11 protein-coding genes are annotated in these 12,767 nt (G+C 35.5%); 5 read left to right on the top strand and 6 right to left on the bottom strand.

Translation table 11 applies throughout. The features are described from left to right. Window positions 1-105: 105 nt before the first annotated feature. The 4 genes from ACMZ42_RS03480 to ACMZ42_RS03465 all read right to left on the bottom strand — a co-directional run bounded on the left by ACMZ42_RS03480 (window position 106) and on the right by ACMZ42_RS03465 (window position 4,327). Window positions 106-1,578 carry an aldehyde dehydrogenase family protein gene (locus ACMZ42_RS03480; RefSeq protein WP_415730582.1) on the bottom strand — a complete coding sequence of 491 codons (1,473 nt, stop codon included), beginning with the start codon at window positions 1,576-1,578 and terminating at the stop codon, window positions 106-108. A gap of 268 nt (window positions 1,579-1,846) precedes the next feature. Further along, the gene (locus ACMZ42_RS03475) at window positions 1,847-2,890 is read right to left on the bottom strand and encodes an aromatic ring-hydroxylating oxygenase subunit alpha (RefSeq protein ID WP_415730581.1); all 1,044 of its coding nucleotides are present in this window, start codon (window positions 2,888-2,890) and stop codon (window positions 1,847-1,849) included. 157 nt (window positions 2,891-3,047) lie between these two features. Further along, window positions 3,048-3,284: a ferredoxin gene (locus tag ACMZ42_RS03470; protein ID WP_415730579.1), complete on the bottom strand. Its 237-nt coding sequence runs from the start codon at window positions 3,282-3,284 to the stop codon at window positions 3,048-3,050. Window positions 3,285-3,307: 23 nt separating this feature from the next. Beyond that, window positions 3,308-4,327 carry an NAD(P)/FAD-dependent oxidoreductase gene (locus tag ACMZ42_RS03465; RefSeq protein WP_415730578.1) on the bottom strand — a complete coding sequence of 340 codons (1,020 nt, stop codon included), beginning with the start codon at window positions 4,325-4,327 and terminating at the stop codon, window positions 3,308-3,310. A 307-nt stretch (window positions 4,328-4,634) separates the two neighbouring features. Between ACMZ42_RS03465 and ACMZ42_RS03460 the strand changes: the two genes are divergently transcribed. Continuing rightward, entirely contained in the window at window positions 4,635-5,987 is a 1,353-nt protein-coding gene (locus ACMZ42_RS03460) for a sigma-54 interaction domain-containing protein (protein ID WP_415730577.1), read from the top strand. A gap of 646 nt (window positions 5,988-6,633) precedes the next feature. Here the strand turns inward: ACMZ42_RS03460 and ACMZ42_RS03455 are convergent. Beyond that, window positions 6,634-7,197 (bottom strand): helix-turn-helix domain-containing protein, encoded by a 564-nt coding sequence (locus tag ACMZ42_RS03455; protein WP_415730576.1) that lies wholly within the window; start codon window positions 7,195-7,197, stop codon window positions 6,634-6,636. A gap of 167 nt (window positions 7,198-7,364) precedes the next feature. On the opposite strand from ACMZ42_RS03455, the gene ACMZ42_RS03450 reads away from it, so the two are divergent. The 3 genes from ACMZ42_RS03450 to ACMZ42_RS03440 are packed head-to-tail and all read left to right on the top strand — an operon-like array spanning window position 7,365 to window position 11,116. After that, complete coding sequence (locus ACMZ42_RS03450) at window positions 7,365-7,502, top strand: hypothetical protein (protein ID WP_415730575.1); 138 nt, start codon at window positions 7,365-7,367, stop codon at window positions 7,500-7,502. 3 nt (window positions 7,503-7,505) lie between these two features. Then, entirely contained in the window at window positions 7,506-9,104 is a 1,599-nt protein-coding gene (locus ACMZ42_RS03445; RefSeq protein WP_370076392.1) for a sodium:solute symporter family protein, read from the top strand. A 17-nt stretch (window positions 9,105-9,121) separates the two neighbouring features. Next, on the top strand, window positions 9,122-11,116 hold the full coding sequence (locus tag ACMZ42_RS03440; RefSeq protein WP_415730574.1) for an FAD-dependent oxidoreductase: 1,995 nt from the start codon (window positions 9,122-9,124) through the stop codon (window positions 11,114-11,116). A 98-nt stretch (window positions 11,117-11,214) separates the two neighbouring features. Here the strand turns inward: ACMZ42_RS03440 and ACMZ42_RS03435 are convergent, their stop codons facing one another. Continuing rightward, entirely contained in the window at window positions 11,215-11,328 is a 114-nt protein-coding gene (locus ACMZ42_RS03435; RefSeq protein WP_370076388.1) for a glutamine amidotransferase-related protein, read from the bottom strand. Window positions 11,329-11,983: 655 nt separating this feature from the next. Here ACMZ42_RS03435 and ACMZ42_RS03430 point away from each other — a divergent pair. Next, window positions 11,984-12,259, top strand: coding sequence for a YqhV family protein (locus tag ACMZ42_RS03430; protein ID WP_068984284.1), 276 nt, complete (start codon window positions 11,984-11,986; stop codon window positions 12,257-12,259). Window positions 12,260-12,767: the final 508 nt, after the last annotated feature.

The following is a 12,767-nucleotide window of genomic DNA, read 5'->3' as shown; positions in this document are numbered from 1 at the left end:
GACGAAAGATTTTGGCTCATTACCAGTGTGAACGCTTACAAAAACCTTTAGTTCTCATTGGTTTGATTATTGCTATCTCTCCAATTAGCTAATATTGTCTTTGTATCACTCAAACCAATGGAGTGGTTGTGGGTTTAAATTCATATTAATTTGTTTTGTTTCTTGATACTCATCCAGTCCATAAGTGCCAATGCTACGACCTATTCCACTATGTTTGTAGCCGCCCCATGGTGCCTGAATGTTTGTGAGGTGATAAGCATTCACCCATGTAATTCCAGAGCGAACTTTCTGAATGACACGTAATGCTTTATTACTGTCGGTAGAAAAGACCGCACCAGCTAATCCATAATCAGAGTCGTTTGCGAGACGAATAGCCTCTTCTTCATCTTTGAACTTTTGAATCACAACAACTGGTCCAAAAATTTCTTCCTTAACAATTCGCATATCGCTCGTTACATTGGTAAACACCGTTGGTTCAATGAAGAAACCTTTCTCCATCCCATCTCGCTCAATACGATTACCACCGCAGGCCAATGTAGCCCCTTCTTCTTGACCGATACGGATATATTCAAGAATGCTGTTCATATGATTCTCGCTAACTATTGCACCCGCTTTTGAGCTTTCATCATGTCCGGGGCCAACTTTAATTTGTTGTGCGCGTTTTACGTATTTTTCAACAAACTTATCGTAAATTCCCTCTTGCACTAACACTCGACTTCCAGATGAACACACTTGTCCACTACCATAAAAGATTCCAAATAAAGCATAGTCAACAGCTGTTTCGAAATCAGCATCATCAAAAATAATATTAGGGGATTTCCCGCCAAGTTCTAATGATACTTTCTTCAAGTTTCCAGTCGCCGCATGCATGATACTACGCCCAACTCCTGTGCTTCCTGTAAAGGAGACAACATCCACATCGTCACTTTCAGCAATCGTCTGGCCAACGACGGTTCCACCACCCAGGATTAATTGCGCAACACCTTTCGGTAAATCTGTTTCATCGATTAACTGAAACAGTTTGACAGCTGTTATCGGTGTAATTTCAGCCGGCTTTAATATAATTGAGTTTCCTGCCGCAAGTGCTGGAGCTACTTTCCAAACCGCCATTAACAATGGATAGTTCCATGGAACAATTAACCCCGCTACTCCCATTGGTTCTTTCACAATCATCGTTTGTAAACCTTCCATTGCTTCATATATTACACCTGCTTGATTTTGAATAAGGCCTGCATAATAACGAAAAGCGCTAATTGAGTCGGCAACATCACCCTCTGCTTCCCTTAACACTTTTCCGTTGTTTTGTGTTTCTAACTGAGCAATTTCAGCTGCATGTTCTTCCATTTTGTCAGCAATTTGTAGTAATATCGCAGCTCTTTCTTGTGGATTTTTTGAAGACCAAACGCCACTTTCAAAAGTTGCTTTCGCAATTTTAATCGCTTGTTCAACCTCTTCTTTAGTTGCTTTCGGGGCTTTAGCAATCACTTCTTGATTTGCAGGATTAATTACATCAAATAGTTGAGGATTACTTGAATCAATCCATTCTCCATTTATATAAAGCTTTAATTGTTCTGTCATCTGCTTTCCTCCCTAACTGTTTATAAAATTATTTATGTTTATTAGTACTAAAGCATGCAGGTATTGCATAATTCTTAAAACTGCATAACTTCAACGTTTTGTTTATAACTTGATAAGAACTCAAGTGAGTTTTTTATACTCACATCTATGTGTTTTCTCCTGTTACATTACATTTTCTCTTTACAATTATTTAGGAATGATTAAAAGAGTCTGTTATTTATAACATTTTTTTAAATGTACTTTCCTTTTTATTAGCAAGTTTAAATTATTATTCAGGAATGCCCATTGCTTCCTTGTACTGCTTGTGGAAATGCTTTATACCATGCTCAGTTGGTGAATAAATCCCATTATCAAAGGCCTTTGTATGAAGCCCAGATTGCAATAATTCAACGAGATCAAAGTCTTCTTTACGAACTTGATCGACAAATTTAATAAGTTCTTCTTGTTTATCCGTAATTTTCTCGGAACTAAAATAGTAGCTGTAAATTGCCAAAGATTGGTTTGGCGAGATAGGTAGTATTTGGCTTGTCGTTATGTTTCCTTCATCACCAGGATAAATGCTAATCATTAAGTTAGGCCATACCCAATAGAAAAATGCTGGATCTGCTTCTTCTCCTTGTTTCATCTCAGAATATTGACAAGTGTATGTGTTAAACGTGTCGATATTGTAATTTTCCAAATCAAATGTTTTAGCAAATGCAGGGTGCGCTAATTTACAATGATCACACTCTAAATAATTGTCAACGACTGCTTTCCAATTTGCTTCGATTACCCTTTGAGTCGTTCGGATTCTCTTCAAAGCATTTAAAAACTTATATTGATCAAGACTTTCAACTAGATCGCTATATTCGGATTGAAACGATTTAGCGTTTGGATCTAAGTTTACAAAAATGAGAGATTGGTAAATTTCTAGCTTAACAGGTGTCATGCAATTGTGGTCACCTAAACTATCTTTATCAAAATTTGGTGCACGATTTACTTTTCCGTCTAGTTTGAAAGACCAACCATGGTATGAACAGAGAAATACTTTTTTGTTTCCGAAAGCGCTTTTTTCAACACGTGTACCGCGGTGTGGGCAAATGTTATAAAAGGCATTTACTTTTCCATCGTTGTTTTTGCTAACAATAATGGATTCTCCAGCAATTTCGAAAGTGAAAAAATCGCCTACTTTTTCTAATTGACTCATATGGCCAACGAAGACCCACTTTTTAGAAAAGATATTTTCTTTTTCTTCATCAAAGTATTGTTGTTCCACATAGTTTTTGTAAGACAAAGTCGCATTTGCTTTGTTGCTAAACGTATTGATTGTCATTGTTCTTTCATCCTCCCTATAAAAAAAGCATTTTGATATCTATAGCTCTATATCGCAATTATTGTACCAACTTCGAAAAGACGATAGCATCAAGGCAGAGAAGTTTTTTTACGCTTAGAAATGGGGAAAGTGAGTTTTTCCTAACTCAAATTACGTCTTATTTTTTTATAGTAAACGGTTCAGTCGCGATTTTAATCGAATTTGTTGGACATTCCTCTACTGCAATTTCTAATTCCTCTATAAAATCTTCGTGGATCTCGGTATTACCAGCATTTAGATCAAGTACTGAAAAGGAAAGACCTTCTTCATCATGGTCAAATAAATGAGGAGCGTTTTCAGAACATGCACCGCATGCTATACATGTTTCGCGGTCCACCATCGTATATACTGTCATATCTTTTCCTCCTCATATGATTTTTAGTTTGTTACTTTCTCTTTAAATGTTGTCTCCATCAGGCTTGTGCTATGAAGTGTTTGTTTTTTTGCTTGTGGATCAATGTACATTTTCGCCTCATTGACTGCAATCGGCGCCTCTCCAAATCCTGTTACAATTAGCTTTACTTTTCCTTTGTACGTACAAATATCCCCTACTGCATAGATCCCTTCAATATTTGTTTCCATCTTCGAGTTTACAACGATTGAATTTTTTTCGATCTCCAATCCCCAGTTTTTTATCGGACCTAGCGAAGAAACGAAACCGTAGTTTACAAGAACATCATCTACCGTTAATTCGATTGTTTCTTCACTTTTGTTGTTTTGAATGATGACTTTCTCTATTTGTACGTCTCCGATTAATTTTGTTGGGACATATGGTGTTAGGATTTCCACACGTGATTTTTTTAACAGATCAACACTATACTCATGTGCCTTAAACGAATCTCTTCTATGAACTAATGTTACTTTTTTTGCAATTGGTTCTAACATAAGCGCCCAATCAACAGCAGAGTCACCGCCGCCGAATATTACAACTTCTTTATTAGCAAACTTCTCAATCGTGTCAACGAAATAATGCAAGTTCTTTCCAACGAAAGTTTCTTCATTTTCCAACTTCATTGTTTTTGGTTGGAACGCACCATTTCCAGCAGTAATAATAATCGTTTTTGAGTAATGCGTTTGTTCATTTGTCGTAAGTTCAAAAACACCATCGTCGCGTCTATAAATCGTTTGGACTGTTTGGCCAAGACAATGATCCACTTTAAACTGATTCATCTGTTCGATGAGGTTATTCACAAGGTTTTGCGCACTTACTTTAGGAAATCCTGCTACATCATAAATAAACTTTTCCGGATAAAGTGCCGATAACTGTCCGCCAAGTTGCGGTAAACTTTCAATAATATTGATGGAGGCTTGGCGCATTCCAGCATAAAATGCGGTGAATAAACCAACGGGACCTCCACCAATTATTGTAATATCATATATTTTGGAATATCCATTCATTAAAAAAACCTCCGTTTTTTGCAATTAGAGTAATTATAAATATCAGACATTTACATTACTTCCTATATCCTATAGAGTAAACTTAGGCACATCATTTATTCATTCACATCAACATCCTCTCTTCACTTAAAAGTCCTTGATGAACGATTCATAAACTTATAAAGCAATTTTCATGCCACTTTTAAGTAAGCTTGATGTTTAGCTAGTTTCGTTATCAAAATGCGTGAACTCTTGATGATTGAACGAACTTAAATTGACTCAATTTGAATTTTATTAGACTCAATTTTAATGAGGGGGAGGTTTTTAAATGTTCGCTAGTTTATCTACTGATCTTGAAATGGAGGCATTGCTCCAAATTTTAGATTATTCGTCGGATGAGATCTTTGTTCTTGATGAAAATAGACGAATTATTTTTGTGAATAATGCATGTGAGCGGCATTACGGATTGAAGAAGTCTGATGTAATCGGAAGATTTAGCGATGAATTATTTAACGAGGGGTATTGGACACCGTCTGTACTTCCTGAAGTATACGAAAAGAAAAGACCCATCTTCATAAAACAAACTACTATCTTAGGTGCTGAATTGCTAACATCTGCTATACCTATAATAAATAAGGATAATGAAATTAAATTAATTGTGACGACAGCCCGAGAATTGCAAAACTATAAAATGCTAAAATTGACGCAGCAAAATAAGATGGATCCTAATCGAGAACCCAATATAATCGAATCGGAGATGATGACAAATAATAAAAAGGTAAAGAAATTGCTTCTATTAGCACAGAGAGTTGCAAAAACCGAATCGACGATCTTAATACAAGGGGAATCAGGAACTGGGAAGGGAGTGCTTGCGCAGCATATTCATAATGCTAGCAATCGTAAATCTCATCCATTCTTAACCATTAATTGTGCGGCGATTCCGGCAGATTTGTTAGAAGCCGAATTATTTGGGTATAGTGCTGGATCTTTCACGGGTGCAAATAAGGGCGGTAAAATCGGATTAATTGAATCAGCAGAAGAAGGCACATTATTTTTAGATGAGATAGGAGAGTTGTCTTTACCCCTTCAAGCAAAATTGCTTCGAGTAATTCAAGATAAGATATTCATTCCGATTGGTAGTGCTAAAGAGAAAAAAGTGAATGTCCGTATTATCGCAGCAACGAATCAAAAGCTTATTGAAATGGTAGAAAAAAAACAGTTCCGCGAAGATTTGTTTTATCGTTTAAATGTGATCGATATTCAATTGCCGTTACTTAGAGAGAGAAAAGAGGATATCATTCCGTTAACGTATAAATTTTTGTATAAATTTAATGTCATGTACGAAACGAATAAAGTTATTTCAGAAAAATGCTTAAAGTTGTTTACGGAGTACTCTTGGCCAGGAAATATTCGACAACTCGAAAATGTCATGGAAAGATTAGTCATTATAAGCGATGACGTCATTGATGTGGAGGACTTACCAGAGTTAATGTACCGTCAAATCGAACAAGTGCATCAAGATTCACCTACTACGTTGAGAGAAGCAATCGATTTTGTGAAAGAAAAAATGGTGAAAAAGTCATATGAAAAGTATGGCAGTTCTAGAAGAGTGGCAAGTGATTTACAAATTAGTCAAACACAAGCATCGAAACTAATAAGGAAATATTGTGATAAAAATTGATAGCAAGTCAAATCAGAAACAATATATTTAGCTTTTCGATACTCGTCATATCTATTCAATAAAAAACTCGATCACTTACAAAAGCGTACCGCACTGACCTAATTATAGGAGACAAATAAAAACACCTTTCATTGAATAGCGGGTATTTAAACCTGAAATACTCAATCTGGAGGTGTTTTTTCTATGGGGACAAGGGTTCAAATAATATTATTTAGTTTAAATGGGGTATAGAATGGGACTCCCCCCTTTTAGCATTGAAAGAAGTGTATGAAATATTTCTACAATTAAATTTATCTTACTGTTATAAAAATCTAAGGTTGTCCACAACTTCTTTAGCAACAATCCCTACCAACTAATCATTTTAGACCTGTAGAACCAAACTCTTCTTCTCCTCTATCTGATACATTTAGCTCCAAATTAGTTTCAATTAGTTCAACCTCAGGAAGTTTTTTAGCATATTATCCCTCCCGTTAAGAAGGTATGTTCTACAGCTACCGAAAACACATTTCTTAAAGTAACTTGCTCTGCATTAATCCATGAAGTTATACTGCGCAAAGATGTTGAACTTTAAATGTGCAACATCATATTTAATTATTTGTAGATTGAGTGAAAAATATTGGTAGTGGTCTTTATATCGTCTGCCCTCCTAGAAACCAGTAGGCGTGATTATCCATATTACCTTCAAAGTTTCTTTTCCAATATTGCGCCAAGCATGGTGTTTATGACTTGGAAAATTAATTGTATCTCCAATATTTAAGATATAAGTATTTGTATCTACGGTAATTTCCATCTGCCCTTCTAAAATTATAATACATTCCTCATCACCTGCATGATTATACTGAGAACCACTGCATCCTCCCGGCTCTACTTCACATAAAAGAACCTGTAGTTTTCCTTCTCCTGTTGTCAGCATGTAGTCCGTTAACTTTCCATTTGGATATGGCATTTTTTTTCGTCTATCTTTACGAACGATCGAGACATCCTCAATTATATGTGGATCCACTTCATTGTCACTAAATAGTGCAGAAACAGGTAGATCTAAAGCATCTGCTATTTTTTTTATAGTTGCAACTGAGCCATCCGTCAAACCACGCTCAAATTGGCTGATAAAGCTTGCTGTTAATCCAGTTTTCTTTGCGATTTTTTCAATGGTATAGTGTTTTTCCTTACGAATTCTTCTAATATTCTCTCCTAATGATTGGTTATTCATAAAAAAACCTCCTTGACTGAATATTCCGAATATTGTACATTTTAAGTGACACTTAAATATTAATATTTTTGTAAGTGTTGCTTAAATTATACCATGAATTGGAAACAATCGTTATTTCACTTTTTTTTATCTAAGGGGTTTATTTATTATCTAAAGGAGGGGTTATAATGGGAGAATTTATTTTTACAATAGCTTATGGAGGTTCACTTATTGTTTTGGGCTTTATTACAAGGAGTTATTTAACAAAAATGGAACAGCTAGCTTCTCAACCAACTATACCTAAAAAAGTTGATAAGGAGGTGTAGTCGATGGTATTTATCATAGGGATCATTGTATCGTTTATTTTATATATTGCTATTGGTGCAATACTATCAAAAAACGTCAAAAATACGGAAGACTTTTATATATCTGGTCGAAGTGGATCAACGTTAATGGTTACAGGGACGTTAGTGGCATCCTTTTTAAGTACTGTATCTTTTATGGGGGAAGCCGGGTTTTCTTATGAAGGTTATCCGATTCCATTATTAATTCTAGTAATTTTTAATGGAAGTGGTTATATATTTGGAGTTTTTCTTTTTGGACGTTATTTAAGAAGAAGTAAATCTCTTACTGTTCCTGAGTACTTCGGGAATCGCTTTAATTCAAGAAAAGTTCGCTTAATTGCTGCGATTACAACAGTTATTGGTATTGCTGCATACTTAGTAGCAGTTACTCAAGGCTCATCTCTTCTATTGTCCGAAATATTCAATATCCCTTATGCCATAGCTATTGTGATTATGTGTATTGTCTTCGCCTCCTTTACGGTAATGTCAGGTGCAAAAGGTGTAATGGTTAATGACACGATCATGTTCTTTATTTTCTCGTTAGCAGCTTATGTGTCTTTTCCATTCATCATCAAAGCTACTGGCGGTTTCCCTGCTGCAATTATGAAAGCTGCTAATAATGTAGAAAAACCCAATATCTTTAGCTGGCACGGTGTTACCGGATCAGGCGCCTATATGGGGTCGCCAACTGATGTATTAATATGGGCAGTTATAATGGGACTCGTATGGGGTTCTGTAGTAGCGATTAGTCCATGGCAAAGCAGTCGATACTTAATGGCCAAAAATGAGCATGTAGCCATCCGTTCAGGTGTTTGGGCAACTATTTCGATTTTTACGATTTATATATTCTTACATTCTAGTATGGCGATGATCAACAATGTGAATTCCTCTATTCACCCTACGGAAAAAGTATTTATTTGGGCAGCAATGCATCTTGTCCCTTCTTGGCTTGGAGTAATCATTGTAAGCGGCATTATGGCAGCAGCTCTTTCATCATGTGCAACATTTTTACAACTTATCGGTAGTAGTATCGCTAATGATATCATTCAACCATTTAGTAAGAAGAAATATAGTGATCAGAAACTACTGAGTTTTAGTCGAATTTCAATGATTATGGTGACGCTTATCATTCTAATAATTGGTATATGGCAACCTCCTGCTGTCATGTGGATTGGCTATTTTGCAGCAACTCTTTTTGCAGCATCATGGGGACCTGTTGCTTTTTCAAGTGTATTTTCAAAAACTGTAACAAGTCTTGGTGCTTTCTGGAGCATTATTGCAGGTTTTTTAGGAGTAATTGCTGGAGAAGCGATCGGTACATTAATTAAGTTACCTATTTACCTCCATCCAGTAATTATAGGATTTATCCTTAGCTCTATTACTCTGTATGTAGTTTCTAAATTTGGTGTTATTACCGAGGAAGAAGTTTCATATCAACGAATGCTTCATCAACAACCGATGGAAGAAAATGAGAAACGAGAAATGGCAATTACAAAACGATACCCTACTTATTTAATCATAAGTGGAATCGCTGTCGTAATTATCACATTTGTTTTCTATTATTGGCCTATCTCACATGCTTAAAAGAAGGAGGATTTGCTATGTCAGTATTTAAATATTTATTTACACCTGTTGAAATTGGAAATACGACAATCAAAAATCGTATTTTATCAACAGCACATCAAACAAATCACGTATTGGACGGTATTCCTACAGATGATTTAATTGCTTATCATGTTACTCGTGCAAGAGGTGGTCTTGGTTTGATTATTTTAGAAGCTGGTGCAGTGCATTCATCTGGTCTTTTAACGACACATACAATTGCTGCTTTTGATCCTAGTATTAAAGAAATCTATCGTAAGTTGATAGAGAAAGTTTCTCCATATGATACGAAAGTGTTTGCACAACTTTTTCACGGTGGACGTGAAATTGTGTCCAGTAATTATCGATCTGCTGCACTAGCGCCCTCTTCTATCCCAAGTCTGCGTTTTGGCACAATGCCACGGCCAATGTCAGTCTCAGAAATTCAAGAGGTGATCACAGGTTTTGCTAAGTCAGCGCGCAATGCAAAGGATGGCGGACTACACGGTGTTGAGGTTTGTTGTTCCCATGGGTATTTGCCTGCACAATTTTGGAGTGAACAAACCAATAAACGCAACGATGAATATGGTGGAAGCTTTGAAAATCGTATGCGTTTTATAGTAGAAACAATACAAGCAATATGGAAAGAAGTTGGCGAAGATTTTACTGTAGGAATTCGAATGAGTTCTGATGAGATGACAATGGATGGATTAACTATTAAAGACTCCATCAAAATTGCAGAGTATTTGACGGATAAAGTTCGTGTTGATTTTATTAATATTACTGCTGGCGATTCCAGTACTTATGCAGGTTCTACTCACATTGTTCCGCCGGCTCCGATGAAACAGGCATATTTGGCCCCTGATAGCTTTAAAATACGTCTAGAAGCAGCAGTCCCTGTGTTCGTTGGTTCACGAATTGTCGACCCGATTCAAGGTGAAAAAATTATTAGTAGTGGTCGAGCGGATATGGTTGGAATGACACGTGCTACTATTGTCGATCCTGATATGCCAAATAAGGCAAAAAATGGTGAACATCAAATGATAAATGCTTGCATTGGTTGTCTACAAGCATGCATTGGGCATTACCATAAAGATTTACCAATTGGTTGTGTTCAAAATCCACAAGTAGGTAACGAAGTATTCTTTGAGCGCGTTCTTCAGCAAAATAACCCTTCTAGAAAAGTACTAATTATTGGTGCTGGACCTGGTGGACTTGAGGCAGCCATAACTGCGGATACTATGGGTTATGATGTAACAGTGGTGGATCAATCGGATCGTATTGGTGGGTCGCTTAATTTGATGCTACTTGCCCCACAACGAAATGAAATGGCTTCAGCGATGCTCGATAATTTTTCACGCCAGCTGGCATTCACTAATATCCAACTAAAGCTTAATACAAAGTTGTCTCCAAAGGAAATTGAAGATTTTAAGGCGGATGCAATTATTTGTGCAGTTGGTTCACGACCTTATATTCCTAATGTCGAAGGAGTAATGGATGAAAGAGTGATATTAATTGATGATGTATTTAAGAAAAACATTTTTAAAAAGAACGAAAAGGCAGTAGTATTTGATTTTAAAGGAGATTGGGCTGCGCTAGAGGCAAGCCTTTATTTAGCAGAAAAGGGTTGTCAAGTAACACTTGTTACTGCGCGTTTATATATTGCAGAAGATGTACATCAGTACTTACGAAATGAATATATGAAGTACTTATACGAGGCAAATATCGAAATGATTACACATCACGATTTTGGTGGAATCTCGAAAGATGGAATTTACATGCGTAATCTATTTACACATGAGAAAAGATTAATAAATGCTGATCATGTTATTTTAGCTGTTGGAAGAATACCAAACACAGAACTGTTTGAGACAATAAAGAACATGGCTCCTTATGTAGCTCAAATTGGTGATTGTCTCGCACCAAGAACGATTGAAGAAGCAACGTTGGAAGGTTTAACAACTGTTACTCAAATTGAAGAACAAATAACTAATGCTTTGAATTTAAATAAATAGTTTAAACCTTGGTATCTTACAAACGTAAAACACTCTTATCTAAATATAGATAAGGGTGTTTTACATCTATTATTAAACTCCTTCTTTACAATAAGAATCTAAAATATTTGAATCATTAAGTCTCCCTCTTTTGTACCGATTGATTCGGGATGAAATTGCAAGCCAAATACCGGGATATTTCGTATGCTGAATGGCCATAATCTCTTGATCATCTTCAGCAATTGCTGCAATTTGTAGTTCAACCGTTAAAAAATTATGAATAAACTATTTATTTTATGTAAACTAAAACAAAAGAAGTGGAGGCTTTCCTATTGTTTGTGTATGGACAAGAACTTCTAGTTTTTTTAAATTATTGAGCCAAGAAATTTTAGACATGTACATTAAAAATAACGCTATGAGACGAATCGAGATTCAGTATCACGTACAGTTACCCATCTCGATCACTCTCACAGCGCACTATAAAAGCCTTCCATGTTTCTCGATTTGACATAATTTAGGGTGAATGCCTCCTTGATTTTCTACAACTATAGACTAAAGCTTTTCCTAATTTCTTCAATATTTAATACTAAGCGTATTTTTCGGTTTCACTTTAGTCTTCTATTAGATTTTGCAAGATCATAAACAATGCACCTATACTATTTCCTTTCAAAAACAAAAATTGGACTTATGAAACTGATTCAATTAATAAATTATTTGAACTTTTAACTAGAAAGTCACCTATTAAATAAACACTATATAGCATAATATAACAAGAATATTTGATATGAATCATACATATATTGATTTTAGTATTTCATTAAAACAGAAGTCTATTATTATCCTAATGATGGGATTATATTATAAGCGGAAATTTTCTATAAAGATAGGATGATGACAATTATTGAAAAATCGGTTCTTGCTATGGTTATTTTACGTGTATTGTCTGGAAGTATTGAAGTAAGTGCTGGATTGTTGATGCTAAAGTTGAATAATTTAGAAAAAGCATTCTATATTAATACAATGCTTGCTTTGGTTGGTCCAACAGTTTTAATCGTAACGACAGCAATTGCATTATTTGGACTAGCTGATAAAATTCCAGTGGCGAGAATCATTTGCCTATTTACAGGAATTACACTTATTCTTATTAGCTCACATATTAAGTAATAACGAAGTATTCCCGAAAAAAGTAATAAATCAAGTAGTTCAAAAAAAATAAAATTCTCCAAAGAGTTTGTTTTACAATGGATGTTAATTAAATCCTAATAATGTTCAATAGTTTGCTGTAGCGTGTGACGACGCTACGTTTTTATGTATAAGTAATCTCTACTTGGACAAAGTGTATCGCACGTACTGATTCGGTTGTGGCGTTGGTTGACCGTCACATCCTCCCTTATTCAGGGTCAACTTAACTCAGTGATTTATAATTTCTTTTCTCGTATTGTTTAGTAACATTACACTGCATCAAGTAGTTTTCTACTTGAATAAAGAATGAATCTTTAAAGCAACTTCTTTCGGCTTAACATCGATCGTCAACATTTTTTCGACCTCTACCTATATTGGTAAATAAGTTCCTCTATCTTTGTTTTTGTCAGTGTACTCTTCATCTTGCCCAGTTCCAAAATCACCTCCAATTATTTCCGATAAGAAAAAATATTGATTGCCATTAAATTTT

The sequence above is a fragment of the Lysinibacillus sp. NPDC056185 genome (assembly GCF_047737915.1).
GTDB lineage: Bacteria > Bacillota > Bacilli > Bacillales_A > Planococcaceae > Lysinibacillus.
The sequence above is the reverse complement of the archived record's forward strand: the minus strand, read 5'-3'. Positions and strand labels throughout refer to the sequence as shown.

What these genes read in the sequence shown, in the direction of transcription:
- ACMZ42_RS03480 (WP_415730582.1), bottom strand. Translation starts at nt 1,578, where the DNA reads ATGACAGAACAATTAAAGCTTTATATAAATGGAGAATGGATTGATTCA.
- ACMZ42_RS03475 (WP_415730581.1), bottom strand. Translation starts at nt 2,890, where the DNA reads ATGACAATCAATACGTTTAGCAACAAAGCAAATGCGACTTTGTCTTAC.
- ACMZ42_RS03470 (WP_415730579.1), bottom strand. Translation starts at nt 3,284, where the DNA reads ATGACAGTATATACGATGGTGGACCGCGAAACATGTATAGCATGCGGT.
- ACMZ42_RS03465 (WP_415730578.1), bottom strand. Translation starts at nt 4,327, where the DNA reads ATGAATGGATATTCCAAAATATATGATATTACAATAATTGGTGGAGGT.
- ACMZ42_RS03460 (WP_415730577.1), top strand. Translation starts at nt 4,635, where the DNA reads ATGTTCGCTAGTTTATCTACTGATCTTGAAATGGAGGCATTGCTCCAA.
- ACMZ42_RS03455 (WP_415730576.1), bottom strand. Translation starts at nt 7,197, where the DNA reads ATGAATAACCAATCATTAGGAGAGAATATTAGAAGAATTCGTAAGGAA.
- ACMZ42_RS03450 (WP_415730575.1), top strand. Translation starts at nt 7,365, where the DNA reads ATGGGAGAATTTATTTTTACAATAGCTTATGGAGGTTCACTTATTGTT.
- ACMZ42_RS03445 (WP_370076392.1), top strand. Translation starts at nt 7,506, where the DNA reads ATGGTATTTATCATAGGGATCATTGTATCGTTTATTTTATATATTGCT.
- ACMZ42_RS03440 (WP_415730574.1), top strand. Translation starts at nt 9,122, where the DNA reads ATGTCAGTATTTAAATATTTATTTACACCTGTTGAAATTGGAAATACG.
- ACMZ42_RS03435 (WP_370076388.1), bottom strand. Translation starts at nt 11,328, where the DNA reads ATGATCAAGAGATTATGGCCATTCAGCATACGAAATATCCCGGTATTT.
- ACMZ42_RS03430 (WP_068984284.1), top strand. Translation starts at nt 11,984, where the DNA reads ATGATGACAATTATTGAAAAATCGGTTCTTGCTATGGTTATTTTACGT.